The organism is Blautia sp. TF10-30 (assembly GCF_003481245.1).
GTDB classification, from domain to species: domain Bacteria; phylum Bacillota; class Clostridia; order Lachnospirales; family Lachnospiraceae; genus Fusicatenibacter; species Fusicatenibacter saccharivorans.
The window spans coordinates 105,404-131,972 of record NZ_QUKM01000003.1 but is presented as its reverse complement, the minus strand read 5'-3'; the positions used below and the strand labels follow the sequence as shown (position 1 = coordinate 131,972).

The 26,569-nt window shown below is 49.7% G+C and carries 27 protein-coding genes; 22 read left to right on the top strand and 5 right to left on the bottom strand.

All coding sequences use genetic code 11. The features are described from left to right. The first annotated feature begins 28 nt into the window (after window positions 1-28). From DXD02_RS04590 to DXD02_RS04520, 15 genes are all read left to right on the top strand, one after another. Window positions 29-2,017 (top strand): CoB--CoM heterodisulfide reductase iron-sulfur subunit A family protein, encoded by a 1,989-nt coding sequence (locus tag DXD02_RS04590; protein ID WP_055265381.1) that lies wholly within the window; start codon window positions 29-31, stop codon window positions 2,015-2,017. Beyond that, window positions 2,008-2,460, top strand: a complete 453-nt coding sequence (locus DXD02_RS04585) for a hydrogenase iron-sulfur subunit (RefSeq protein ID WP_055265382.1) — start codon at window positions 2,008-2,010, stop codon at window positions 2,458-2,460. Before DXD02_RS04590 ends, DXD02_RS04585 begins: the two co-directional genes overlap by 10 nt. Then, window positions 2,445-3,413, top strand: a complete 969-nt coding sequence (locus DXD02_RS04580) for a 4Fe-4S dicluster domain-containing protein (protein WP_055265384.1) — start codon at window positions 2,445-2,447, stop codon at window positions 3,411-3,413. Before DXD02_RS04585 ends, DXD02_RS04580 begins: the two co-directional genes overlap by 16 nt. 3 nt (window positions 3,414-3,416) lie before the next feature. After that, a complete protein-coding gene (locus DXD02_RS04575; RefSeq protein ID WP_117801696.1) occupies window positions 3,417-4,442 on the top strand; it encodes a 4Fe-4S dicluster domain-containing protein in 1,026 nt (341 codons plus the stop codon). Beyond that, a complete protein-coding gene (locus tag DXD02_RS04570; protein WP_022461174.1) occupies window positions 4,443-5,297 on the top strand; it encodes an FAD/NAD(P)-binding protein in 855 nt (284 codons plus the stop codon). A 16-nt stretch (window positions 5,298-5,313) separates the two neighbouring features. Continuing rightward, entirely contained in the window at window positions 5,314-5,988 is a 675-nt protein-coding gene (locus DXD02_RS04565) for a 2Fe-2S iron-sulfur cluster binding domain-containing protein (protein ID WP_055265389.1), read from the top strand. 14 nt (window positions 5,989-6,002) lie between these two features. Further along, window positions 6,003-7,613 (top strand): FAD-binding protein, encoded by a 1,611-nt coding sequence (locus DXD02_RS04560; protein WP_055265391.1) that lies wholly within the window; start codon window positions 6,003-6,005, stop codon window positions 7,611-7,613. Window positions 7,614-7,739: 126 nt separating this feature from the next. After that, entirely contained in the window at window positions 7,740-8,582 is an 843-nt protein-coding gene (locus tag DXD02_RS04555) for a fumarate hydratase (RefSeq protein ID WP_055265393.1), read from the top strand. A gap of 2 nt (window positions 8,583-8,584) precedes the next feature. Further along, window positions 8,585-9,148, top strand: a complete 564-nt coding sequence (locus DXD02_RS04550) for a Fe-S-containing hydro-lyase (RefSeq protein ID WP_117509210.1) — start codon at window positions 8,585-8,587, stop codon at window positions 9,146-9,148. Window positions 9,149-9,292: 144 nt separating this feature from the next. Continuing rightward, the gene (locus DXD02_RS04545) at window positions 9,293-9,613 is read left to right on the top strand and encodes a hypothetical protein (RefSeq protein ID WP_022461179.1); all 321 of its coding nucleotides are present in this window, start codon (window positions 9,293-9,295) and stop codon (window positions 9,611-9,613) included. Window positions 9,614-9,928: 315 nt separating this feature from the next. Then, window positions 9,929-10,681 carry a nickel pincer cofactor biosynthesis protein LarB gene (gene larB / locus DXD02_RS04540; protein WP_055219567.1) on the top strand — a complete coding sequence of 251 codons (753 nt, stop codon included), beginning with the start codon at window positions 9,929-9,931 and terminating at the stop codon, window positions 10,679-10,681. After that, window positions 10,674-11,999 carry a nickel pincer cofactor biosynthesis protein LarC gene (gene larC / locus DXD02_RS04535; protein WP_117509209.1) on the top strand — a complete coding sequence of 442 codons (1,326 nt, stop codon included), beginning with the start codon at window positions 10,674-10,676 and terminating at the stop codon, window positions 11,997-11,999. Before larB ends, larC begins: the two co-directional genes overlap by 8 nt. Beyond that, the gene (gene fliB, locus DXD02_RS04530; protein ID WP_055265399.1) at window positions 11,996-13,171 is read left to right on the top strand and encodes a flagellin lysine-N-methylase; all 1,176 of its coding nucleotides are present in this window, start codon (window positions 11,996-11,998) and stop codon (window positions 13,169-13,171) included. The genes larC and fliB overlap by 4 nt, the downstream gene beginning before the upstream one ends. 85 nt (window positions 13,172-13,256) lie before the next feature. After that, window positions 13,257-13,904 carry a YczE/YyaS/YitT family protein gene (locus DXD02_RS04525; RefSeq protein ID WP_117509208.1) on the top strand — a complete coding sequence of 216 codons (648 nt, stop codon included), beginning with the start codon at window positions 13,257-13,259 and terminating at the stop codon, window positions 13,902-13,904. Between the two features lie 137 nt (window positions 13,905-14,041). Continuing rightward, on the top strand, window positions 14,042-14,527 hold the full coding sequence (locus DXD02_RS04520) for a cytidylate kinase-like family protein (RefSeq protein WP_022461910.1): 486 nt from the start codon (window positions 14,042-14,044) through the stop codon (window positions 14,525-14,527). A 74-nt stretch (window positions 14,528-14,601) separates the two neighbouring features. Here the strand turns inward: DXD02_RS04520 and DXD02_RS04515 are convergent, their stop codons facing one another. Continuing rightward, complete coding sequence (locus DXD02_RS04515) at window positions 14,602-15,393, bottom strand: DUF975 family protein (protein WP_117509207.1); 792 nt, start codon at window positions 15,391-15,393, stop codon at window positions 14,602-14,604. A gap of 295 nt (window positions 15,394-15,688) precedes the next feature. Between DXD02_RS04515 and DXD02_RS04510 the strand changes: the two genes are divergently transcribed. From DXD02_RS04510 to DXD02_RS04495, 4 genes are all read left to right on the top strand, one after another. Then, window positions 15,689-16,600, top strand: coding sequence for a GTP pyrophosphokinase (locus tag DXD02_RS04510; protein ID WP_226906353.1), 912 nt, complete (start codon window positions 15,689-15,691; stop codon window positions 16,598-16,600). A gap of 32 nt (window positions 16,601-16,632) precedes the next feature. After that, window positions 16,633-16,860 (top strand): hypothetical protein, encoded by a 228-nt coding sequence (locus DXD02_RS04505; protein WP_055227506.1) that lies wholly within the window; start codon window positions 16,633-16,635, stop codon window positions 16,858-16,860. Continuing rightward, window positions 16,857-17,411, top strand: coding sequence for a hypothetical protein (locus tag DXD02_RS04500; protein WP_022461914.1), 555 nt, complete (start codon window positions 16,857-16,859; stop codon window positions 17,409-17,411). The genes DXD02_RS04505 and DXD02_RS04500 overlap by 4 nt, the downstream gene beginning before the upstream one ends. Before the next feature lie 202 nt (window positions 17,412-17,613). Next, window positions 17,614-19,038, top strand: a complete 1,425-nt coding sequence (locus DXD02_RS04495) for an alanine/glycine:cation symporter family protein (protein ID WP_158580105.1) — start codon at window positions 17,614-17,616, stop codon at window positions 19,036-19,038. 19 nt (window positions 19,039-19,057) lie between these two features. Here DXD02_RS04495 and DXD02_RS04490 read toward each other — a convergent pair whose 3' ends face one another. Further along, complete coding sequence (locus DXD02_RS04490) at window positions 19,058-19,951, bottom strand: polysaccharide deacetylase family protein (protein ID WP_243108194.1); 894 nt, start codon at window positions 19,949-19,951, stop codon at window positions 19,058-19,060. Window positions 19,952-20,087: 136 nt separating this feature from the next. Between DXD02_RS04490 and recQ the strand changes: the two genes are divergently transcribed. The 3 genes from recQ to DXD02_RS04475 all read left to right on the top strand — a co-directional run bounded on the left by recQ (window position 20,088) and on the right by DXD02_RS04475 (window position 23,332). Next, on the top strand, window positions 20,088-21,923 hold the full coding sequence (gene recQ, locus DXD02_RS04485) for a DNA helicase RecQ (protein ID WP_118666492.1): 1,836 nt from the start codon (window positions 20,088-20,090) through the stop codon (window positions 21,921-21,923). A gap of 51 nt (window positions 21,924-21,974) precedes the next feature. After that, a complete protein-coding gene (locus DXD02_RS04480; RefSeq protein WP_118666454.1) occupies window positions 21,975-22,856 on the top strand; it encodes a hypothetical protein in 882 nt (293 codons plus the stop codon). 137 nt (window positions 22,857-22,993) lie between these two features. Then, on the top strand, window positions 22,994-23,332 hold the full coding sequence (locus tag DXD02_RS04475; protein ID WP_055227503.1) for a cyclic-di-AMP receptor: 339 nt from the start codon (window positions 22,994-22,996) through the stop codon (window positions 23,330-23,332). 4 nt (window positions 23,333-23,336) lie between these two features. Here DXD02_RS04475 and DXD02_RS04470 read toward each other — a convergent pair whose 3' ends face one another. The 3 genes from DXD02_RS04470 to DXD02_RS04460 all read right to left on the bottom strand — a co-directional run bounded on the left by DXD02_RS04470 (window position 23,337) and on the right by DXD02_RS04460 (window position 26,444). Next, a complete protein-coding gene (locus DXD02_RS04470; protein WP_117509204.1) occupies window positions 23,337-24,104 on the bottom strand; it encodes a TIGR03915 family putative DNA repair protein in 768 nt (255 codons plus the stop codon). A gap of 98 nt (window positions 24,105-24,202) precedes the next feature. Further along, window positions 24,203-25,642 (bottom strand): putative DNA modification/repair radical SAM protein, encoded by a 1,440-nt coding sequence (locus tag DXD02_RS04465; protein ID WP_117509203.1) that lies wholly within the window; start codon window positions 25,640-25,642, stop codon window positions 24,203-24,205. Between the two features lie 322 nt (window positions 25,643-25,964). Continuing rightward, window positions 25,965-26,444, bottom strand: coding sequence for a COG2426 family protein (locus tag DXD02_RS04460; protein ID WP_117804390.1), 480 nt, complete (start codon window positions 26,442-26,444; stop codon window positions 25,965-25,967). Between the last annotated feature and the right edge of the window lie 125 nt (window positions 26,445-26,569).

Below are 26,569 nucleotides of genomic sequence, written 5' to 3'. Positions count from 1 at the left end.
AACCCATCCACAGAAAGGTGAGAGAAAAGTGCAAAGAATAGGAGTATTTGTCTGCCACTGCGGTACAAATATTGCGGCTACGGTTGATGTCAAAAAAGTTGTTGACGTCATCAGCAAAGAGCCGGGTGTTGTTCATGCAGAGGATTATCAGTATATGTGTTCCGAAACGGGTCAGCAGAAAGTGATCGATGCCATTCAGAACGAGCATCTGACCGGCGTTGTCATCTGTTCCTGCTCTCCGCGTATGCATGAAGGAACGTTCCGCAAAGCAGCAGAAAAAGCGGGCCTGAACCCGTATCAGCTGGAGATTGCAAACATTCGTGAGCAGTGTTCCTGGATTCATAAAGACATGGAAGAGGCTACCGAGAAGGCCGTAATTCTGGCCCGTGCAGCCGTTGCTAAAGTTATGCTGGATACCCCGCTTACCCCGGGCGAGAGCCGCGTTGTAAAACGTGCGCTGGTGATCGGAGGCGGTATCGCAGGTATTCAGACTGCACTGGATATCGCAGATGCAGGCTATGAAGTAGATATCGTAGAGAAGACCCCGAGTATCGGCGGAAGAATGTCACAGCTTGACAAGACATTCCCGACCCTCGACTGTTCTTCCTGTATCCTGACTCCTCGTATGGGAGAGGTAAACGCGCATGAGAAGATCAACATCTATACCTACAGTGAGGTAGAGAGCGTTGGCGGATTCGTCGGTGATTTCAAAGTAGACATCCGTAAGAAAGCAAGATACGTAGATATGGACAAATGTACCGGATGCGGACTCTGTCAGGAGAAATGTCCTTCCAAGAAGAACCTGAGCGAGTTCAACAGAGGCCTGTCCAACCGTACTGCAATCTACACACCGTTCGCACAGGCAGTTCCGAACGTACCGGTTATTGATACTGCAAACTGTATCCACTTCAAAACCGGAAAATGCGGTATCTGCTCCAAAGTCTGTGCAGCAGGTGCAGTAAACTACGACCAGAAAGATGAAGTAATCACCAGAGAGTACGGCGCAATCGTTGTGGCAACTGGTTTCGATACCATCAGTCTGGACAAGTTTGACGAATATTATTACAACCAGAGCAAAGACGTAATTACCTCCCTTGAGATGGAGCGTCTGATGAATGCTGCCGGCCCGACAGGCGGTAAAGTAGTACGTCTTTCCAACGGCGAGCATCCGAAGGATATCGTATTTATCCAGTGTGTCGGTTCTCGTGACGTGACTTGCAGAGGAAAGAGCTACTGCTCCAAGATCTGCTGTATGTACACCGCAAAACAGGCTATGCTGGTGCGTGACCATTATCCGGATGTCAATGTACATGTCTTCTACATTGATGTTCGTACCCCGGGTAAAAACTTCGATGAGTTCTATCGCCGTGCGGTAGAAGAGTTTGATGTAGACTACATCAAAGGCCAGGTAGGAAAAGTATCCGAGGCTCCGAACGGACGTCTTCTGGTACAGGGTTCCGACCTGCTTGACAACCGTCAGATCAAAATGGAAGCAGACCTTGTTGTCCTTGCAACTGCCATCGAGCCGAGCAAAGATGCAAGAAAACTGGCTACCATGCTGACCGCAAGTATGGATACCAACGATTTCTTTACTGAGGCACACGCAAAGCTGCGTCCGGTAGAGTCCCCGACCGCAGGTGTCTTCCTCTCCGGCGTATGCCAGGGACCGAAAGATATCCCGGAGACCGTTGCACAGGCAGGAGCTGCTGCTGTCAAAGTAGTCGGACTGCTGGCAAAAGACAAACTGACCACCAACCCGTGTACAGCAGAATCCAATCCGCTGTTCTGTAATGGATGTGCATCCTGTGAAAAAGTCTGCCCATACGGCGCAATTTCCTACGAAGACCGTCAGGTCAACGACCATGGAATCCGTGAAACCAGACATGTGGCAGTCGTTAACGGCGCACTTTGCCATGGATGCGGTGCATGTACCGTTGCATGTCCGTCCGGCGCTATGGACCTGAAAGGATTCTCCAATAGACAAATTCTCGCGGAGGTAGATGCAATATGCCGATAGATAACAACGAAAACAAAGAATTTAAGCCAGTCATCGTGGCATTCTGCTGCAACTGGTGCTCCTACGCAGGAGCAGACCTGGCAGGTTCCAGCCGTCTTTCCTATCCGGCAGACGTAAAGATCATCCGTGTTCCATGTTCCTGCCGTGTCAATCCGCTCTTCATCTTAAGAGCATTCCAGAAGGGCGCTGACGGAGTCATCCTCTGCGGATGCCATCCGGGAGACTGCCATTACAGCACAGGAAACTATTATGCAAGAAGACGTATGACCCTGCTGTTCTCCATGCTGGATTACATGGGCGTTGAGAACGGACGTACCCGTGTGGAATGGGTATCCGCCGCAGAAGGTGTGAAATTCTCCCAGACCATGAACGAGTTCATCGAGCAGGTTACAAGCCTTGGTAAGAATGTCAGATTGGAGGATTTACGATGCAAGAAAAATTAGTATCCCGCGCAAAAGAGCTTCTGTCTGACGGTACCGTAGTCCGTGTTCTTGGCTGGAGAAAAGGTGACACTGATTTCAGTGCAGAGCCTGCATTCTTCGAGACTGCCGAGAGCCTTTCCGAGTTTACCTACGACGGATTCTGCGGCGCAAACCTTAGCAAATACATGATTAAAGCATCGAAAGAAGAAGGAAAAACACTCGTTTTCTTAAAACCGTGTGATACTTACAGCTTTAATCAGTTAATCAAAGAGCATCGTGTGGATCGCGAGAAAACCTATATCGTCGGCATCGGCTGCGATGGAAAACTCGATATCGAAAAGATCCGTGAAGCAGGATGCAAGGGTATTACCGCTGTAACAGAAGACGGCGATACCATCAAAGTGGCAACTGTTTACGGCGACAAAGAGCTCGCAAGAGAGGATGTTATCCTGGAAAGATGCAAAGCCTGCAAGGGCGGAAAACACGTTGCCTACGACGAGCTGGCAGAGAACTGCGACGAAGAGAAACCGGCAAAAGAAGGCCGTTTTGAACTGGTTGAGAAGCTCGAGGCAATGGCTCCGGAAGAGCGTTTCGCATTCTGGCAGAACGAACTGTCCCGCTGTATCCGCTGTAATGCATGCCGTAACGTATGTCCGGCCTGCAGCTGTATCAAATGTGTCTTCGATAATGACCGTTACGATACCGCACAGAAAGCAAATACGACTACATTTGAAGAGCAGATGTTCCACATTATCCGTGCATTCCACGTTGCCGGACGCTGCACCGACTGTGGCGAGTGTTCCCGTGTATGTCCGCAGCACATTCCGCTGCACCTGCTGAACCGTAAATTCATCAAAGATATCGACGAGTTCTACGGAGAGTATCAGGCAGGCGCCGATACCGACAGCCGTGCACCGCTCACCAACTTCACACAGGAAGATGTAGAGCCAAGTATCGTTAAGGAAAGGGGTTAAGGGATGTATCAGATTAGCAGAGAAAAAATGCCGGAGCTCCTTGCCGCTGTTGCAAAGGAGATGGATCTTTTCCTTCCGGTACAAAACAATGGAATTACCAATTTCGGTTTCTGGACCGAGGACGCAGACGTGGATCTCGATACCTTAAAAACCGTAAAATCCCCGAAAGATGCCTTTTTCCCGCAGAGTGAAATTCTTTACTCCTGCTATCAGAAGGCAAATAAAACCAGCATTGAACCGGCTGCATTAAAAGACGCACCGTTTGCTATCTTCGGCGTTCGTCCGTGCGATGTCAGAGCGTTCGATGTTCTGGACCGCGTTTTCTTAAGCGAGCCTGCAGACGTTTACTATGCAGCAAGAAGAGAGCACGGCATCGTTGTTTCCCTGGCTTGTCATGAGCCGGAAGACAGCTGCTTCTGTAAAACCTTCGGCATCGATGCTGCAGAACCGGCAGCAGATGTTGCTATGTGGCAGGTAGCTGACGGTTATGCATGGGAAGCAAAAACCGAAAAAGGCCAGAAACTGACCGAGCTTGTAAAAGCTTACCTGACCGAGCAGGATCTTACCAAAGAAGTAGAGGCTGAGAAAGAAGCAATCCGTACTCTGATCGACAAGATGCCAAACAGCAACCTTTCCCTCGAGGGATGGGGCGTTGGCAAGACAAAAGAACGTTTTGACGATCCGAAGTGGAAAGAACTTTCCGATGCCTGCTTAGGCTGCGGAACCTGTACGTTCTCCTGCCCGACCTGCCAGTGCTACGATATCAAAGACTTTAACACCGGAAACGGTGTACAGCGTTACCGCTGCTGGGATTCCTGCATGTACTCTGATTTCACCATGATGGCAGCAGGAAACAACCGTACCACACAGCTGCAGCGTTTCCGTCAGCGTTTCATGCACAAACTGGTATACTTCCCGGACAACAACGACGGAATGTATTCCTGCGTCGGATGTGGACGCTGCGTAGAGAAATGCCCGCAGTCGCTGAACATTGTCAAAGTAATCAAACGCATGGGAGGTACCAAGTAAATGTGCAATTGTAGTTGTGGAAGCGAAGAAAAGAAAAACGCTTTGCTGCCGCAGGTCGGTATCATCACAGATATCCGCCGCGAAACACCGGACGTAAAAACATTCCGTATCGTTCGTCCGGACGGCACCAAGCTGTTTGAACATATGCCTGGCCAGTGCGCAATGCTCTGTGTACCGGGTGTCGGAGAGGCACTGTTTTCCATTACCTCTTCCCCGACAAACAAAGAGTACCAGGAGTTCTCCATCAAGGAGTGCGGTACTTTAACGAATTATCTTCACAACATGTCCGTAGGAGATGAAATCCTGGTTCGTGGACCGTATGGAAATCATTTCCCGGTAGAAACCGTATTAAAAGGACAGGATCTGCTGTTCATCGCCGGAGGTATCGGACTTGCTCCACTGCGTTCTGTTATTAATTACGTACTGGACAATCGTGATAACTACGGTACCGTAGATATCGTTTACGGTTCCCGTTCCAAAGACGATCTGGTACAGTTAAAAGAGATCCAGGAAGTATGGGCGAAAGCAAAAGATGTCAACGTGCATCTGACGATTGACCGTGAACAGGAAGGCTGGGACGGCCATGTAGGATTCGTTCCGAACTATGTAAAAGAACTGAACATGTCCGTTGACAAAACAGCTCTGATCTGCGGACCGCCGATCATGATCAAATTTGTCCTTCAGGGACTTCAGGAGCTGGGCTATGAGAAAACACAGGTTTACACTACTTTGGAGCTTCGTATGAAATGCGGTATCGGAAAATGCGGCCGCTGCAACATCGGAGATAAATATGTCTGCAAAGACGGCCCGGTTTTCCGCTGCGACGAGATTGACGAATTACCGAACGAATATTAAACGGAGGTTGAAGAAAATGCAGGAAATGGTAAATATTTACGTTTACGGCAAGAAGTATTCCGTACCTGGCGATCTGACCATTATGACCGCTATGGAGTATGCCGGATATCAGTTAAAACGCGGATGCGGATGCCGTCACGGATTCTGCGGTGCATGTGCGACCATCTACAGAATCAAAGGAAAGAATGAGCTGAAAACCTGTCTGGCATGTCAGACACAGGTAGAAGACGGTATGTATATCGCAAGCCTTCCGTTCTATCCGATCGACAAGAGAACATACGATATCGAAGAGATCAGCGCAGAGCAGAGAGTCATGATGGATCTGTATCCGGAAATCTACAGCTGCGTTGGATGTAATGCATGTACCAAAGGATGTCCGCAGAGCCTGAACGTTATGCAGTATATTGCATACGCACAGAGAGGCGACTTCAAGAAATGTGCAGAAGAGTCCTTCGACTGCATCGGCTGCGGAATCTGTGCATCCCGCTGTCCGGCTGGTATCTCCCATCCGATGGTAGGAGAGCTGGCAAGACGTCTGAACGGAAAATACATTGCTCCGAAGTCTGAACATGTAAAGAACCGTGTAGCAGAGATCAAAGAAGGAAAATTCGATGATCTGATCGAGCAGGTTATGCAGAAACCGATCGAAGAAATGCAGGAACTTTACAACAACCGTGAGATCGAGAAATAAGGAGGGAATTTCGAATGTATACACTGGCCAATATGCAGGACTCTATTAAAAAGGTAGAAGCTACCAGAGCCCAGAGAATGGCAACAGAGCCAAGAAGAATGACAGCGGATGAGAAAGATGCCCTTCTTGCAGCATATCATCCGGACTATAAAGAGGAAGGCTTCATCACCCTGAAAGTCGGCCCGAACAAAGGTGAGAAAGTTCCGACAGAGCTCGGCTATCTGCTGGAGTCCAACAGCCGTATCCTCGGTGTTGACATCGACCTTGACAAAGTAGATTATGACGTAGATGTACTGGTTATCGGTGCCGGTGGAGCAGGTTCTTCTGCAGCTATCGAGGCTCACGAGGCTGGCGCAAACGTTATGATTACCACCAAACTGAGAATTGGTGATGCAAACACCATGATGGCAGAAGGTGGAATCCAGGCAGCGGACAAAGAAAACGATTCCCCGGCACAGCATTATCTGGATGCGTTCGGCGGCGGACACTTTGCTGCAAGACCGGAACTGCTCCGCAAACTGGTTATGGAAGCTCCGGATGCAATCTCCTGGCTGGAAAACCTGGGCGTTATGTTTGATAAAGATGAGAATGGCCGTATGGTAACTACGCACGGCGGCGGAACTTCCAGAAAACGTATGCATGCATGCCGTGACTACTCTGGAGCAGAGATCATGAGAACACTGCGTGATGAAGTCATCAACCGCGGTATTCCGGTAATCGAGTTCTCTTCCGCAGTAGAACTGATCAAAGACGATAAGGGACAGGTTGCAGGTGCTGTTCTCCAGAACATGGAGACTGGCGAGTACCAGGTAGCAAAGGCAAAAACAGTTATCATTGCAACCGGTGGTGCAGGACGCCTTCACTACAACAACTTCCCAACCTCCAACCATTACGGTGCAACCGCTGACGGTCTGATCCTTGGATACCGTGCAGGCGCTCCGCTTCTGTATCAGGATACCATTCAGTACCATCCGACCGGAGCTGCTTACCCGGCTCAGATCTTCGGTGCTCTGGTAACCGAGAAAGTACGTTCTCTGGGCGCAATGCTCGTAAACGTAGACGGCGAAGCATTCATGCATCCGCTGGAAACCCGTGACGTATCTGCAGCAAGTATCATCCGCGAGTGCTCCGACGACCGCAACGAGGGCGTTGAGACTCCACAGGGCAAGGCTGTATGGCTGGATACTCCAATGATCGAGCTGATCCACGGAGAAGGCACCATTGAGAAGAGAATCCCGGCTATGTTCCGTATGTTCATGCAGTATGGCATCGATATGAGAAAAGAGCCGATCCTGGTTTACCCGACGCTGCATTATCAGAACGGTGGACTGGAAATCAACGGCGAAGGCTTTACCAACACCGTAAGCAACCTGCTCGTAGCAGGTGAGGCAGTTGGAGGAATCCACGGAAGAAACCGTCTGATGGGTAACTCTCTGCTGGATGTTATCGTATTTGGCCGTGATGCAGGAAAAGCTGCAGCAGCAAAAGCAAAAGACGTAACACTTGGAAAGATGAATCTGGATCATGTGGAGAAATATGCTGAGACCTTAAAAGAGGCAGGCATTGACACCGGTATGGTATCTCCGCAGCTTCTGCCGGATTATGCAGGAAAGAGACACCTGTAAAATGCAGTAACCGCGAAAAAGCGTGGCCCGGGGCAGAAATACTGTCCCTGGACACGCTTTCCGTGCTGAAAATCCATTGGATGATCGGTATGATAAAATAGCAAGGAAAGAAAGGTGGAGAATCCCATGCGTGAAATTCAGGCTAGTACCATTACGGATGTGGTAGAGAAACTTTGTATCGAAGCAAACTACCATCTTCCGGAAGACGTAAAATGTGCCATCACAGGCTGCCGTGCCTGCGAGGATGGCGAGATTGCAAAAGGTGTTCTGGACAAAATCGTAGAAAATTATGAGATCGCAGACGCACAGAACGTGCCGATCTGCCAGGATACCGGAATGGCATGTGTTTTCCTGGAAATCGGACAGGATGTGCACATCGCAGGAGGAGATCTTGCAGAGGCAGTCAACGAAGGTGTCAGAAGAGGATATGACAAAGGATACTTAAGAAAATCCGTTGTCAAAGATCCGGTCAGAAGAGGAAACACCGGCGACAATACACCGGCTATGCTCTACACCGAGATCGTTCCTGGCGATCAGATCAAAGTAACCGTAGGCCCGAAAGGCTTCGGAAGCGAAAATATGAGTATGATCCGTATGTTCAAACCGTCCGCAGGTCTTCAGGGAATCAAGGATTTCATCCTGGAAGTTGTTGAGACAGCAGGCCCGAACCCATGCCCGCCTATGGTAGTCGGCGTTGGTATCGGCGGAACCTTCGATAAATGTGCACTGCTTGCGAAAAAAGCACTGATGCGCCCGATCGATTCCGAGAACCCGGATCCGTTCTACGCAGATCTGGAAAAAGAAATGCTGGAGAAAGTCAACAAACTCGGCATCGGACCGCAGGGCTTTGGCGGAAAAACCACAGCCATCGGCCTCAATATCGAGACAATGCCGACTCATATTGCGGGAATGCCGTGTGCAGTCAACATCAACTGCCATGTTACCCGTCATAAAACGGAGGTGATCTGATCATGGAAAAACATATTCAGCTGCCTTTAACAGAAGAACTGGCAAAAACACTGCATGCCGGAGATACCGTATATCTGACCGGAACTATCTATACTTCCCGTGACGCCGGACATAAGAGAATGTGTGAAGCGCTCGCAAGAGGAGAAAAAATCCCGTTTGATCCGACAGACGCTACGATTTACTACGTAGGACCGACCCCTGCAAAACCAGGCCAGGTCATCGGATCTGCAGGTCCTACCACCAGCGGCCGTATGGATGCGTATGCTCCGACCATGATGTCCGTAGGCGCAAGAGGAATGATCGGTAAAGGCGCACGTCTTCCGGAAGTTGTAGAAGCCATGAAGAAATATCATGGCGTATACTTCGGAGCCATCGGCGGAGCCGGCGCACTGCTTGCAAAATGCATCAAAAAAGCAGAGCTGATCGCATACGAAGATCTTGGCGCAGAAGCACTTCGCCGTCTGGAAGTAGAAGACATGCCGCTTTTTGTTATCATCGACTGCGACGGAAATAATCTGTATGAGATGGGAAGAAAAGAATACTTAGAAGCGCATAAAGAAGACTAAAGGTTACATTTGTAACGACGAAATACAAGAGAGACCATAGACCCGTCTGATTATTTCAGACAGGTCTCAAGCTGAAAAGACATCAGGGCATTAACACTTGCAAGCGACTTTCGGCAGAAAAAGAAATGAAAGAGGAAGAAAAACATGACTGTAGAAATGATAAGCCACTTACTGGAAGCACTGATGATCCTGTGCTTTGGCCTGTCCTGGCCGCTGTCCATTTATAAATCCTGGACTTCAAGAACAGCAAAAGGAAAGAGCCTTTACTTTGAGGTGTTCATCTGGATCGGATATATTTTCGGTATTGCTAACAAATTTATCAGCTATATGAACAATCCGGACAAAGACTGGATCTTTTTCCTTGCATGGGCTTTCTATTTCCTGAACATTGCAGAGATCACCGTAGATATGGTGCTGTACTTCCGCAATGTAAAACTGGATAAGAAAAGAGAAGCAGAGAAATAAAGCAGCGGAATACAGTTAAACTTACAGAATCCCCGGCGGTGCGGCATTTGAGGCGGCATCGGCGGGGATTCTTATTTCTATACGATGACTCACACTGCGAAAAGAAAACATTGCGGGAACGCAGAAAGCAGGGTATACTTGTGTATAGAATCTGCTTGACTTAAAGTGCACTTCATAGTTTAAAATAAAGAAAGCTGGAGATTTGCGGTGTCAGAAAAGAGAAGGTTCTGACAAAGCAGAGGTTTCGGCTTTCTTTTTATGTTGTATCGTATTTGGGTGTGAAAAAAAGGAAAAAACGAAAACGAGGTGAATGCTTTGGAGGCAAGAGAGGTATTAGAAAAAGTAAAAAACAACGAAATCTCGATCGAGGAGGCAGAGAAATATTTCAAAAAAGAGCCGTTCGAGGAGATGGGATATGCTAAGCTGGATACGCACCGTGAAATCCGGAGCGGATTTGCGGAGGTCATTTTCTGTGCGCGGAAGGCGGATGAACATCTGCTGAAGATTTTTACGCGTCTGTACGAGCAGGATGGGGAGGTCTTCGGAACGAGAGCCAGTGAGCATCAGTATGAGCTGATCCGCGAAAAGTTTCCGGAAGTGGTGTATGATCCGCTGTCGCATATTTTAAAAATAGAAAAGAAAGACAAGAAGCGGATCGGAAAAATTGCGGTCTGTACGGCTGGAACTGCGGATATTTCCGTTGCCGAGGAGGCGGCGCAGACCGCAGAATACTTCGGTGCAAACGTTGAGCGTATCTACGATGTCGGTGTGAGCGGTATCCACCGCCTGCTGTCGCGTCTCGATACGATTCAGAGCGCCAACTGCGTTGTAGCCGTTGCCGGAATGGAGGGGGCGCTGGCGAGCGTGCTCGGCGGCTTGGTGGACAAGCCGGTGATTGCTGTTCCGACATCCGTTGGCTACGGGGCCAGCATGAACGGTCTTTCGGCGCTGCTTACGATGATCAATTCCTGCGCGAACGGAATTGCCGTCGTGAATATCGACAACGGCTATGGAGCCGGATATATTGCAACACAGATTAACAGAATGGGAGTACATCAAGATGAGTAAAAGTTTATATCTGGAGTGCGGGAGCGGAATCAGCGGAGATATGACCGTTGCAGCGCTGCTCGACCTGGGAGCAGACCGGGAAGTACTGGAGAAATCACTGGAAAGCCTGAAACTGCCGGGATACGAAATTGCGATTACAAGAGTGAAAAAGTCGGGGCTGGATGCCTGCGATTTCAATGTGATTCTGGATGCAGAGCATGAGAACCATGATCACGATATGGCGTATCTGCACGGGGATGGGGCGGAAGTGCATGACCATCCACATGATCACGAGCATCATCATGACCACGAGCATGCGCACAGCCATGACCACGATCACACAGGGGAGCATCATCACCATCATGAGCACCGCGGGCTGCCGGAGATTCTTGCGATTATCCGCAGCGGCGGTCTGACACCGGGAGCAAGAGCGCTGGCGGAGCGGATTTTCCAGATTCTTGCCGAAGCGGAAGCAAAAGCCCATGGCGTTCCGCTTGATCAGGTGCATTTCCATGAGGTGGGAGCTGTCGATTCCATCGTTGATATTGTGGCTGCCGCTGTCTGCCTGGATAACCTGGCGCCGGATGAAGTCATCGTGACGGGTCTCAGCGAGGGAAGCGGCTTTGTCAGATGCCAGCACGGCATGATCCCGGTTCCGGTACCGGCTGTTTTAAATATCGTACAGGCACATGGCCTGACCCTCGTTCCGACCGGAATCCAGGGTGAACTGGTCACACCGACCGGAGCAGCCATTGTTGCGGCAATCCGTACCAAAGAGACACTGCCGGCATCCTTCAAATGTACCAGAACAGGTCTTGGCGCCGGAAAACGGACGTATGAGCGCCCGTCACTGCTGCGTGCAATGATGCTCGAAACAGAAGAAAACGACGAGAAAGATACGATCTGGAAGCTGGAGTGCAACATTGATGACTGCACCGGCGAGGCGCTCGGCTACTGCATGGGAAAACTGCTGCGATCAGGCGCAAGAGATGTCCATTACATCCCGGTCTATATGAAGAAAAACCGCCCGGCTTACCAGCTGGATGTAATCTGTGATGATAAAACGCGGGAGACGTTGGAAAATATCATATTCGCCGAGACCACCACAATCGGCATCCGCCGCTGCCGGATGGAGCGCACCGTGATGAAACGCGAGTTTGCGACAATCGCAACCGAGTACGGCCATGTGACAGTCAAGATCTGCCGCCACGGCGAGATCGAAAAAATTTACCCAGAGTACGAGAGTGCCGCAGTAATTGCAGAAAAAAGCGGCATGCCGGTCGGCGAGGCTGGTGCGTGGATCGTACAGAAATATAAAGAAGGAAACAAAAAAGCATGAGATATTTAAAACCACATTTTTACGACCAGTTTGTATGCACCGCCGGAGACTGCCCGGATACGTGCTGTGCCGGCTGGCAGATCGTGATCGACGAGGATTCCCTGGAGCGGTATGGAAATGAGAAGAGTGAGTTTGGAAAGCGCCTGCGCAATTCGATCGACTGGGAGGAAGAGTGTTTTTACCAGAACAACCGCCGCTGTGCCTTTCTGAATGATGAAAATCTCTGCGATCTTTACAAGGAACTGGGGCCGGATTCCTTATGTGACACCTGCCGCCTTTACCCGCGCCATACGGAGGAGTACGAGGGTCTGCGTGAATTATCCCTGTCCCTTTCCTGCCCGGAAGCTGCACGGATTATCCTGTCCTGCAAAGAGCCGGTGCGTTTTCTGGAGGAGGAGACCGACGAGGAGGATGATTTTGAAGAGTTTGACTTCATGATGTTCTCCCAGCTGGAAGACACGAGAGATGTTTTGTTCCGGATTCTGCAGAACCGCGAACTGCCGCTGCAGGAGCGCATGACGGCGGCAGAGCAGCTCGCAGAACAGTATCAGATCTGTATGGAGGAGCAGCGGGAGTATGATATCGATGACCTGCTTCGGAAGTATGAAAAGCATCTGGAAGAGGGAACCTTAAGCGAGTGCGTGGCGGAGAGCCTTGCGGAAAAAGGTGTGGATGCTGCATCCTTTCATGCATATGACCGCCAGGTGAAGGAACTTGCCGTTCTCCGCGGTCTCGAGCGTCTTCGTCCGGAATGGGATACTGTGCTTGACGGCACAGAAAAAGCGCTGTATCAGAACGGAGAAACCGCTTATCAGGCCATCTGTGAAGAATTCCATCGCACCTGGGGCGCTGCAGGTGAACGCCGTGCAGAGTGGGAAAACATCGGTGAGCAGCTTTTGATGTTTTTCGTCTACACCTATTTCTGCGGCGCCGTCTATGACGATATGGTCTGTTCCAAAATGGAACTCGCGCTGTTCTCTGTCCGTTGGATTCAGGAAATCCTGGTTGCACGGTGGCTGGAAAATGGAAAAACGCTTTCCATGCACGACATCGAGGAGCTTTCCTGGCGCTATGCGCGTGAGGTCGAGCATTCCGATGATAATCTGAATGCGCTTGAGGACTGGCTTTTTGAAACTTATGCACCAGAAGGCTGTGTGCTGGAGGAGGAGTAATCCTGCATCCGATAGACTTACTGCACATTTTCCCTGATGTGTGTTAAGATAGAAGCGTTGTTACAGAAAGAAAAGAGGGAAAATTATGCAGGAAAAACAAAAGAAATGGATTCTGCGCATTGCGCTTTATCTGATTGGAATTATGGTGCTGGCACTCGGTATCACACTGAATACGAAGACGAACCTCGGCGTATCGCCCATCATCTCCATGCCGTACGCCGTGGCACAGATCTTCGGCTATGAAACAGGAACCGCCGTCTTCGTGGCGTATTTGATCTTCATCGTATTACAGATCGTACTGCTGAAAGGAAAATTCCCGCCGTTCCAGCTTCTGCAGGTTGCCGCAAGTTACCTGACGAGCGCCTTTATCACCATCTTCGACCGGATTTTCCCGGCACCTGACCAGATGGGAATGCGGCTTCTCGTTCTTGTCCTTGCCATCATTCTTACGGGAATCGGCGCCGCTGTGACCGTAGACGTCAACATCGTCCCAAACCCGGCCGACGGCCTGGCAAGAGTTCTCGGCGAGCGCTGCGGAAAGAACATGGGTTTCGGAAAAAATCTTTTTGATTTCTCCGCCATCGTCATTTCCCTTGCGATCGGCCTCATCGATGCCGGCCGCCCGGTAGGAATCGGAATCGGCACTGTTATAGCCATGGTCTGCACAGGAAGAGTCATCGCGGCATTCAATCATTTCGCAAAAAAGAAAATAGAAGAAATCACCATCGCCTGAGTGATCCATGCCCCTGTCGAAAAACCTTGAGTTTTCGGTGGGGGTTTGTTATAATAAAAGACAGCGAAAGAAAAATTTTTTGATTTGTCATAAGGCGTTTGTTTGCGTTATGAGAAGTGCGAAGGAGGAAGTGGCAAATGAACTTAGTTATTACGATGAGCCGCCGGTTTGGTACTGGGGCGAGTATTATTGCGAAAGAACTTTCCGAGAGACTGCATATCCCGGTATATGATAAGGACGATGTAGAGCACGGCATGCGTGAAAATGCCTTTGAATCTGAGGCGGATGCGATCCGCGAGCTGGCGAAACAGCCGTGTATTATCATTGGACGGTGTGCTTCGGAGTTTCTGAAAGATAAAAGCAACGTCATCAATATTTATGTCTGCGCGGACAAAGAGGACCGGATCAAACGTATCATGAAGCTGTTTTCCCTGACAAGAGAGGCGGCTGAGGTGATGCTGGAAGAGACAGACAAGCAGCGTGCCGAGTATTATTATAAAAATACCGGAAAGACATGGGGCGATGTCAATAACTACCATATGATCCTGAATACCTCGGATCTTGGCATCGAGAACTGTGCCGATATTCTGATGCGGTATTTTGAAATGAAAGATTATATCTAAGAGATATTTAAAAAGAAATACATAAAAAATCAGGTGCTTCCCGAAAAAGAGAAGCACCTGATTTTTTGTGCGGTTTAGTAAGCCTGATACGTATTGCCATAACTCCGGCTGGAGAAGTAATTCTGTTTCAGAACCAGGAACAGTTCGGCATCGGTTGCATATTTGTACGGATACAGATAGAAAATACCGACAAGATTGCAGGTGATTCCGGAAAGAATATACCATCCGATAAAGGAGAGATCAAGAATAAATGTATTCATCTTTTCACCGTTCATCATTTCACGGCTGATGCGGAATGCTTCTTCGGTCGAAAGTTCCGGGTAGTCGGCGAGAAGATAAGGAACCATGCGGTATTCATAAGCTTTCACAATTCCAGGAATCAGAAGAAGCAGCGACCAGAGGAATATATAAAGATTTTTTAAAAACAGAGTCCACACAGTTTTTCCATAGTAGCCGTTCTGGAATCCGAACAGTATGTTGCCAAGTCCCGCTTTTTCCATCGAGTTTTCAATGAAAAACCTCGAGCCTCCTACCTCAAATGGTGCAAGAACAAAAATACGGATCAGAATAAAGGCAAGACCAATGACAAGAAGTACAATGCCGCTGAAGACAGTAAAAACAAATTTAACCGGTCCAAGCGGGGTGAATTTTTCTGCAAAGGATTCCACATTGAAGTTATCGGAAGAAATCGTAAATCCAGATATACCGACCGAGTTAGTCTGATTGCTGTCATTGTTGGAATTTCCAGAATTAGAAGTACCGCTTCCGACCAGCAGAGTCAGAATCAAGGCGGCTACCACACAGATCCAGTAATTGCGTAAAAATGCGGCTTTTCCGCGGGTTTTCAGTTCCTCTCGAGTCCACATAAAAAAGACCTCCCTCTTAATGTAAGTGTAAACAGCAGACAATTCTGCCAAGTCACGATTATCTTACCATGGGGCAGGTGAAACATCAAGACAGCTTAAGGAAAGTTTAAGAAATTGGCAGAAAGATTAAAGTGGAAATGTGCATTCTTAAATAAAGATTTTACTTGTGAAGCGGGGATGAATGTGCTATAATCTCTCCGGTGCGTCAGAACGCAGCGGGGCCGGGTTTCTCCGGGGTGCGTTCTGAAAAAAAGAAACCTGTACGTTGAATTGACAAAGAGAGCGAGGAATCTACGTGTATCTGACAAAGGACGAGTTTTTGCAGAAATTCGGAATTCTGCCGCAGGAATTTGAGGAAGCAGATATTTCCTGGGAAGAACTGCTGGAAATTGCGGATGATTATGAACGGCGCCGTCCGACGCTGGAAAAGATCCGAAAAGAATTTGTGGCAGAGTTTTTGCAGGACAAGGAAAAAGAGATCGGACTGCAGTCGTACCACAGCCGTCTGAAGGACACCGAACATCTGGTGGAAAAGCTGGTGCGCAAGCGCCTAGAAAATTATGCAAAGTACCGGAAAATGGATTCGACAAGCTATATGCGTTACGTGACAGATCTGATCGGAATCCGGGGACTTTTGCTGTATCGGGAGGACTGGGTAAACTTCCATAAATACATTACGCACTGGTTTAAAAATGATCCGGAGAAATACATCCGTGATTACGGCCGTGACTACGACCAGAACGCATCGGGCTATATGGCAGAGCCGCCGAAAGTCCATACAAGACTTGGCGATTACGCCGACATTTATGTGAACTGGATTCCGGAGGAGAACATTCTGGACCGGAAACATTACCGTGCGGTGCATTACATTGTCGTTTACCGCGGCGTCTACATTGAAATTCAGATTAAGACGCTGTTCGAGGAGGGCTGGGGAGAGATTGACCACAGCATTCTTTACCCGCGGCGCAAGGGAAACGCCATGCTGACAGAGTTTTCCGAGCTGCTGAACCGTCTGGCGGGCATGGGAGATGAGATGGGATCGTTCTACCGCCGTCTCCAGGTTGTGCCGGATGAGAAGTTCCAGAGCAAGGAAACGATCGTGCGCAAGCGTGAATTAAAACCGCAGGTCAAGGCAGCGGTGGAAAAACGCGATCTGAATGAAATTCATACGATGGATGATGCCGTCTGGAGCATACTGAAAGAATAAAACTGCTTTTCAGACATGGGAAAGGATAAAAAATGGATGGAAGAAACACGGGCCGCATGGGCTTCTCTCATGCAGCAGAGGACTCTGCGGAGAATATGATGGCGGCAGTCAAAGCCGGAAAAATCCGAAAACATCTGATGGGAAATACCTCGCCGATCCGCTACGGAACAATGGAAAAACGCGAGATGACCGAATATACCGACTTTGTCCGGACGAAACTCTGCTATGAAATCCTGAATCTGCCCGGGGAGGAAAAATGAATACAATAGAAAAAATATACACAAACTACGACGGACTTCTGGAAGAATTTTCCGAGGAAGTAATCCAGAGCCGTTACGCTGTTTTTTACGAAGAAATCGAGGAATTTGCCAAGAGTCTCGGCATCCGCGAGAAAATCCAGATCAGCGAGTCGCTGTTGAGCCATGCAGTGCTGGACTATTTCACGGATATTTCCCGCCTGAAACATTTTCATCAGGCAAAGCATATCAATTCATTGAAAGTGATCTCCTATGAGACCTACTGGCTGCTGCGGAGAAAACCGATCCAGATCCTGGTGGAGGATGAGACATCGGATGCGATGGCATTTCTGAACGAAAAGTTCGTCTTTTCCCGGATTGCCAAATATCTGATGGGCGACGGAAAACGGGTGATTTTAAGTCCGGAGACGAAAAAAGGCTTTCTGAATTATCTCGATTCGCTGTTTTATTACCTGAAATACCGCAATTACGATGCAGAAATGCTCGAGATGATGCTGATGGGCTTCAAAGCGGGTGTTCTCGTGGCGGATGATTTAAAGGAGCAGGAGTCCTGAAAAACGGGCGGAAGCGGAATACAACAAAATAAGATGAAGATCGAAAGAACCGGACGGGCCGTAAGGCTGCTGTCGGGTTCTTTTTTTGTGCGGTGCTGCATAAAGTGCAGAGAAAACATTGCGATGCATGGACAGAAAACCGTTTAACAATGGAGGGACGGGAACTGCTTTCCTTTGGAACTTTGTACAGGGAGGAATGGATATGGCCACGCTTGAAAAAATCAATGCATTTCTAAAAGCGGTGAATGCAGCCGCCTGGGGACCGCCGCTTCTTTTTCTGCTGCTTGGGACAGGCATTTTTCTGACCATCCAGCTTCGCGCGCTACCCATTCGACGGTTGTTCTTTGCGCTTCGTACAGCATTCGGCCGTGAGGCGAGATACAGCGGGGAGAAAACAGAAGCAGGAGTTTCGCCGTTCGCATCGCTGATGACGGAACTTGCGGCGGAAATCGGGACGGGCAATATCGTGGGGGTTGCCTCCGCAATGGCGCTTGGAGGACCAGGAGCACTGGGATGGATGATGCTGGCGGCGTTTGTGGGACTTGCTTTGAAATTTTCTGAGAGTTTTCTCTCGGTGCAGTACCGGATGCAAAGAAAAGACGGAACATACTGCGGCGGTCCGATGGTGACGCTGACCAGAGCATTTCCGGGGGAGCGGCTGGCGAAGATGCTGGCTGTGTTTTTTGCCGGAAGCACCGTGCTGGTATCTCTCGGAATGGGCAATATGACGCAGGCAAACTCGATTGCGCTGGCGATGCAGGATACGTTTGGCGTGGCAAGAGAAAAAAGCGCGTTGGTGCTGACGATTCTTCTTCTGCTCGTGGTGACAGGCGGACTGCGTTCCATTGCAAAAGCGGCGGAGGTGCTGGTACCGGGAATGGCACTCTTTTATCTGGGCGGGGCAGGAATGGTAATCGGTCTGCACGCCGGAGAGCTTCCGCGGACACTGCTTGCGATAGTACGGGACGCGTTTTCTTTCCGGGCGGTATCGGGAGGAGCGGTGGGTGCGGGAATTTCCCTGCTGCCGCCGGCCTTGCGGTATGGAATTTCCCGCGGTGTGTTTTCGAATGAAGCAGGGCTTGGAGCAGGCGGAATCAGTGCTGCGGCGGCACAGACCGACGATCCCGTGCGGCAGGGGTACATCAGCATGACAGGTGTGTTCGTTGATACCATGGTGATCTGTCTTGTGACCGGCCTTGCCGTTGGAGTGACCGGGGCGGCAGAGGGGATACTGGAGGCGGAAAAAGCGGATGGAGCGGCGATGGTAATTCAGGCCTTTGAAAGTGTGTTCGGACCGGCGGGAGGCTATGTTGTCGCGGTCGGGATTCTGCTGTTCGCATTTGCAACGATGGCCGGCTGGGCATACCAGGGGGAGCAGGCGTTTCTCTGGCTGGTGAAAAAGGATAGCTTCGGAATGGTTTACCGTGTTTTCTTCTGTTTTGCAGCGTTTGCCGGGTGCGTCTGCATGGCAGAAACGGTCTGGAATTTTGCGGAGCTTGCCAATGCCTGCATGGCGGTGCCGAACCTGCTCTGTGTGCTGCGGCTCTGGAAGGAAGTAAAAGAGGAGGCATTCCGGTTTGAAAGCAGGATAAAAAAAGCAGAACAAAAGAAAGATAGAAATACATGAGAAACCGTATTTCCGGTCCTCAGGCAGATTTCGATGCGAGCTGATCGAGAGAGCCGAAAGAATATCCCATTTCTTCCCATTTCGTCAGCAGCTCATCGAGAATCTCCGCGTTGGTGGATGAGGTATTATGAAGCAGGACGATGGCACCGGGATGAATGCGTCCGGTCAACTTTTTGAAAGCCTCCTCGTGGGTCGGCTGCTGATCCTGGTACCAGTCTACATAGGCAAGACTCCAGAAAAAAGTCTGATAGCCGAGATCTTTTGCCATCTGCAGGTTCTGCGTGCTGTATTTTCCCTGCGGAGGCCGGTAAAATTTCACCATTTCCTGGCTGGTGGTTTCCTGGTAAAGAGCGGAAACACGGTTCAGCTCTTCGGAGAAGGCTTCCTGCGTGGAAATTTTGGACATATCCGGGTGCGACCAGGTGTGGTTTCCGACGATATGGCCTTCTGCCGCCATGCGTTTGACAAGATCCGGCTGGTCGGAGAGAAAATTGCCGACAACAAAGAAAGCCGCGGGTGCCTGATGCTTCTGGAGTGCGTCAAGGATCGCCGGGGTGTTGCCGTTTTCATAGCCGCAGTCAAACGTCAGATAGATGATGTTTTCTTCCGGTGAAGCGGCAAACCAGGCGTTGTAGGCGGCAAGCTCTTCGGATGTAGCATTGCCGACGGGAGTCTTCCCTTTTTCCGGGAAGGAGAGCCCCCAGTTTTCGGCAGCAGAGGAGAGGACGGGCATCGAAACGGAAGAAACAGGTGTCTCCGACGCAGCAGAGAGAAAAACTGGGGCTGCCTTTCGGAGCGCACGGCAGGTAAAGTGGGACAGAACAGAGCCAAAAAGAAAAGCGGAGCAGAAAAAAGCGGCGGCGATACCGGCTTTTTTCAGGATCCGGCGGGAAAGGGGTGAAAGAGAACGCATAAAATCCCCCTCCAGGACTTTTTGAGACAATATATGTATGGATGAAAGAAAACATGCGGCACACATCTGTTTGACTTTACCTGCAATCTATGTCACAATGGAGGTAGAGTGGATGGAAAGGGCAGAGAAAAACAAGATGACAAAATATGAGGTTTTAAAAAAGTACTTCGGTTACGATTCCTTCCGGGAGGGGCAGGAGATGCTGGTGGATGCGCTTCTGAACGGACAGGACGTGCTCGGCATCATGCCGACCGGAGCAGGAAAATCGCTGTGTTATCAGATTCCGGCGCTTCTGCTGCCAGGAATTACCCTGGTGGTATCACCGTTGATTTCTCTGATGAAGGATCAGGTATCGACCCTGAACCAGGCGGGGATTCACGCTGCGTTTCTGAACAGCTCCTTAAGTGCGGCGCAGTACCGGAAGGCACTCGGCTTTGCCATGGAGGGCCGGTACAAGATTATTTATGTCGCCCCGGAACGCCTTCTGACACCGGAATTTTTGTGCGCGGTGCAGTCGATGGAAATTTCGATGATTAGTGTTGATGAGGCACACTGTATTTCCCAGTGGGGTCAGGATTTCCGCCCAAGCTACCTGAAAATCACAGAGTTTGTCGAGCAGCTTCCCGCACGGCCGGTGATCGGTGCCTTTACGGCAACGGCAACAAAAGAGGTACGGGATGATATCGAAGCACTGCTGTCTTTGCGTGATCCGGTACGTCTGGTCACAGGCTTTGACCGGAAAAATCTGAAATTTACGGTACAGCAGCCGAAAGATAAATTCGCAGCCGTGGAATCATTCCTTGCAGAGCACGAGGCGGATTGCGGAATTATTTACTGTCTGACCAGAAAAAATGTGGAGGAGGTCTGTGAGAAACTCGAGCAGAAAGGATATTCTGTCACAAGATACCATGCGGGTCTCTCTGACCTGGAACGGAAGGAAAACCAGGAAGATTTTATTTATGACCGGAAGCAGATCATGGTAGCGACAAACGCTTTTGGTATGGGAATCGATAAATCGAATGTGCGGTACGTCATCCATTATAATATGCCGAAAAATATGGAAAGCTATTACCAGGAGGCCGGCCGTGCGGGACGGGATGGCCTTCCGGCGGAATGTATTCTGCTGTATGCGGGACAGGATGTGATCACAAACCAGTTTTTTATCGAACACATGGCGCAGGAGAGTGAGGATCCCGAGACGACAGCGCTGATCCGTCAGCGGGAGGAGGAACGGCTGAAGAAAATGACGTTTTACTGTTTCACCCATGAGTGCCTCAGAGATTATATCCTGCGGTATTTCGGGGAATACGGTTCCAATTACTGTGGAAACTGTTCCAACTGCCTCTCGGAATTTGAAACGGTGGATGTGACAGCGGCGGCAAAGGCAATCCTTGGCTGTGTGCGGGAATGCCGTCAGCGCTACGGCACGACGGTGATTCTCGATACCCTGCACGGTGCGAATACCGCGAAAATCCGCCAGTACCGCATGGATGAAAACTCCCATTACGGGGAACTGGCAAAAGAGCCGGTCTACCGGCTGCGGCAGATCTTAAATGAACTGCAGGTCCGGGAATATCTCTATGTAACGGCCGACACATACAGCATTGTGCGCCTGCTGCCAAAAGCGGCGGAGCTGCTGGATGAGGACGGCACGATGCTGATGAAGATGGCAAAAGAAGAAAAACGGATTCCGAAAGCCGCAAAAGAGAAGACAAAGACAAAAACCTCGGCAGCGGCAAAGGATCTTTCCAACGAGGAGGCCGCGGTATTCGAAAAACTGCGGGCACTCCGGATGGAGCTTGCAAAGGAGCATAAAGTGCCTCCGTATATTATCTTCTCGGATAAAACACTGATCCAGATGGCGATGGAGAAACCGTCCAACAAAGAGGAAATGCTGGCGGTCTCTGGTGTCGGCGAGAGCAAATTTGAAAAGTACGGGGAACCGTTTCTTGCATGTCTTGCAGAAAGATAAAACAAGTCGTGTAAAAAAACGGGAAAACAACAGGAAAGGAAGAATACGCTTATGAAAAAAGAAAACGCAGTTATTTTTGGAGTGACCGGTGTTGTAGTTGCCGCCGTGCTGATTGGAGGCGGAATCTATATGAAAACGGAACGGGACCGAAATCTGAATGCAGATACAGCAAGTACTGCAGCGGACAGCAATAGGGCAGAAGAAGTACAGAAAGCCGTATTTCTTGCAGAAGATTCCGGGTTATGGTACCTGGGAGATCTGGAACACGGAAACATCTATGTGACACATACACCGTCCGACACACTTTACGATGAAAATGGAAATGCTATTGATCCGTCCGAGATCAAAAAAGGAGATTTTCTTCAAGTGGAGGGCGACGGTATTATGCTGAACTCCTATCCGGGACAATATCCGGGTATCAGCCGTATTATGAGAATCAGCGGCGGTACGGAGGCGGATGCAGAAAAATTCGATGAGGAACTTTCCCAGATTCTGCCGGAAAAGGATCCATCGGAAATTCCGTTTCTGAATCTGTGCTACACACAGCCAAATGCCCAGGTGACAGCTATGGCAACACAGGGAGGTTATACCTGGTCTTATGTTGATGAGGACGGCAATGGTCAGAACGTCGTTGCGGACAGTGCGTTCATTCTGGAATGGACGGAACTGAGTGATCTGCATACAGCAAATGACGGAGGAAAAACCGATCTGGAGCTTGTCTTCTCGGAGGAGCCGGATTCTGTCACAGCAGAAAGATGGCCGGCCGAAGACCGGGGGCAGAACTTTGGCAATGGTTACCCGGAGGGAGAAAGCGTTTCTGTGGAGCATGCGGAGAGCTGGAGCATTCCGGGAGCCGAGGCCGGCTACATCTACGAAGTGGACGCGGTATTCGAAAATGGAACCGTGTCATACGGATTTGAAGTGAAAAAGTAAAAAAAGACTTTCTTTTTCCGTGACATTATGCTATTTTTACTGTGAAAACAGAAAAATGCAATGTGCCATACGGCATAAGCAGCTGACTTTTCAAAAATCAGAATCCGTTTGACCGGAGGATGCGAGGAGGAATTTGTATGAAGTTAATTGTTGCTGTATTACGGAAAGAGGACGAGGCAGACACCATTGCCGAGTTGAACAAAAAAGGCTTTTTTGTGACGGAGCTTGCCACGACCGGCGGTTTCCTGAAGGAGAAGAACACAACACTGCTGATCGGAACCGATGATCATAAGCTCGACGCTGTGCTTGCGATCTTAAAACAGGAAGCAGGGCTTCGGAAAACAGTTACCTATGCGGCCACCCCGATGGAAAGCGGAAACTTCTGCCCGGGCGGAAATTACTCTGTTCCGATTGATACCCAGACAGGAGGCTGTACTGTGTTTGTGCTGAACATGGAACAGCTGGAAAAATTCTAAGACTCTAAAAATTTTTAAATTCCGGCATATGATCCCGGTAGTGGAGCGGCAGATGCGTACGCTGACAGTCGGGATTGGAACGCTCTTTGATGGCAATTGCGGTGAAAAATCCTTTCCAGAGTTCTTCGTAAGGGTCCGAAGTGGATTCCGTGAGGGAAAGGCGTTCTATTTCATCCGGAGAAAGACGGGTCAGATAAAAGGGCCGGTCAGCGGGATGCACGACGGCAAGCTGCCGGTTATCATCGAGAATCATCCAGTTTTCTGAGGGAAGCCGGTCAGAAAAATGGGGAGCGACCAGGGTCAGCACATTGGCTTTCGGGGAAATATGCGAGACCAGGATCGGAAAACCGGAGGAAATATTTGCAAAACGGATAAATTCCCGGAACGAATGCGCTTCATTTGTGACCTGACGGGAAACTTCAAAAGCGTGGAATACCGCCGGTTCCTGCAGCATATGCAGGGTATCCTTTCCATAGGAAAAGCCGTAGAGCAGAAAACGATAAATGATGTCGGGAGCGTCGCTTCTCTCGGACATTGCACAGAGATAGACGAGCCGCCAGGCTGCTGCGCCGATCTTCTTTTGAATGGATCGCGTGACGCTGGCGGCTTTTTCTGTGTCCGGCTCAACATGGCAGTAATCGCAGAACAGCTCCAGATTGCCGACTGGTTCCGTCATCAGCCGTACATTGCGGTAGCCGAGACGGGAATTCCAGGCTTCATAGATGCAGGTCAGGATCGACGCAAGATCCGGGCTGCAGGTGTAAACAGTCATAATAAAATCCTTTCTGAAATCAATTGATACAGACAACAGCCTTCTGCAAAAAGCGCAGATACAGCAAAAAGGCTTTTCCGTGAGAAGAACGCCCGGGATTATATATGCCCAGGTACGGCAGCATCAAACAGAGAAAGCTGCTGATACTGTTCCGGATGGGAAACCTCCCAGTTGGAGGCGGCTTCCTCTCCCGTGAGCTGCCGGGTCAGAAACTGCTGTTCCAGCCGCATGTGATACATCATTTTTCCCTCGCAGGTGATAAAATATTTGGCGCGTTTCAGCACCACACCGATCTTTTTCAGATGATCAAATGAAAGATGGGAGCTTCTGCGGCTCTTTACAATCCGCATGGCCGATTTCGGCCCGATGCCGGGAACGCGCAGAAGGTCGGCATACTCAGCCGTGTTGATCTCCACCGGAAACAGCTCCATATGGCGCAGCGCCCAGTCGCATTTCGGGTCGAGCTGTGCATGAAAGTTCGGGTGGGCTTCATCGAGCAGTTCATCCGCCTGAAAACCGTAGAAGCGGAGCAGCCAGTCTGCCTGATAAAGGCGGTGTTCCCGAAGAAGCGGCGGCTTGGTTTCACGTGAGGGCAGGGCGGAATCCTCGTTGACCGGAATGTAGGCGGAGTAAAAGACGCGCTTCAGGTCATACTGCTGGTAGAGAAGCTGTGAGGTGGAGAGAAGCTGGTAATCGTTTTCCTTTGTCGCACCGATGATCATCTGCGTGCTCTGGCCGGCAGGAACGAAGGGAGCAGAGCGTTCCTTTTCCGGCAGTGACCGCGCGGAGGAGGAAGAGATCCAGCCCAGATCGGCAGCGGAGGCGGAAATCTGCTTTCGTGTATCGAAAATGGAGTGGGAGAGATAGCGGTTTCCCGAGGAACGCTCTAAAAAAGCGCTTTTCCCTGCGGTCAGCCGGTAATCTACAATACCGGACTGGATCTGGCGCATGGGTTTTAAAATCGCTTTCTGTGTCTTCTGCGGGGCCAGTTTCTGCAGCCCTTCTCCGGTCGGGAGTTCCAGATTGACGCTCATGCGGTCGGCGAGATAGCCGGTCTTTTCGATCAGCTCGGCGGGTGCGCCCGGGATAGCTTTGACGTGGATGTAGCCGTTAAAGCGGTAACGATTACGTAAAAGATGCAGAGTGCGGTACATGAGCTCCATCGTATGGGCAGGATTTTTGCAGACGGCGGAACTTAAAAAGAGTCCCTCAATATAGTTTCGGCGATAAAATTCCGTGACGAGTGTACAGACCTCCTCCGGTGTAAACGTGGCGCGCTGCCGGTCATTCCCGGCGCGGTTGACGCAGTATTTACAGTCGTAGATACAGTCGTTGCTCTGCAGAATTTTCAACAGAGAGATACAGCGTCCGTCGGAAGAAAAGCTGTGGCAGATACCGCAGGAGACCGAATTGCCGAGATGTCCCTGTTTTCCGGCACGGTTCACACCGCTGGAAGTGCACGCAACGTCGTATTTGGCCGCGTCAGCGAGAAGATTCAGCTTCTCGGAGAGAGAAAGTGTTTGTGATGATAACTGCATGGCAGAAAAATTCCTTTCTATGTCCAAATGAATACGAATAAAAGTAAAACAATAAGATAACAGGTATTTTATAAAAAGAACAACTGTTCGATAAAAGAAGTGTAACACAAATCGAACGAATGTTCAAGAGGAAAAATGAAAATAGTACAAGAAAATACTGGAAGAAAAGAAACAGAATTCGATCCGGAAAAACGTGAACAGGAAACAGCAGGGAAAATTTCTGTTAGAAAAAAGTTATACAAAAACAGCCGCACAGATCGGAAAAACAAATCTGTGCGGCTGTAAGCCAAATTTTATGGAATTGAAACGGAAGCAGAGCCGTTTACGCCAAAAGCGCCCCAATTGCCCCGAATACGCCGGAACTTGCAAGCAGCATGATGACGCTTGCAAGGAGAACACCGCCCATGATGGCGAGAACGCTGGTCTTAAAGTCCATATCGAGGATACTTGCGGCCAGTGTGCCGGTCCATGCGCCGGTTCCCGGGAGCGGAATGCCGACGAAGAGCAGCAGGGCGAGCGGAAGTCCGCGGCCGGCTTTTGCTTTCAGTTTTTCCCCGCCTTTTTCGCCTTTTTCCAGACACCAGGTGAAGAACTTTCCGATATACTTTTTATCACATCCCCAGACAAGAACCTTTCGAGCGAACAGGAAAATAATCGGAACCGGAAGCATATTTCCGATGACGGCGATCAGATAGGCCGGAAGCGTCGGAATATGGAAAGCTACCGCGTACGGAATCGCACCACGCAGCTCGATGAGCGGAACCATGGAAATCAAAAATACAATCAGATATTTGGTAATCATATACACCTCTCGTTTTTTACAAAGTGTTATCGTTTCTTAGTGCAACGCTCTTATTGTAGCGTGATGCCCGTCATTTGTCCAGTATAAAAAGAAAGAAAAGAGCGGGAGTAAAAGAAATCTTAAGA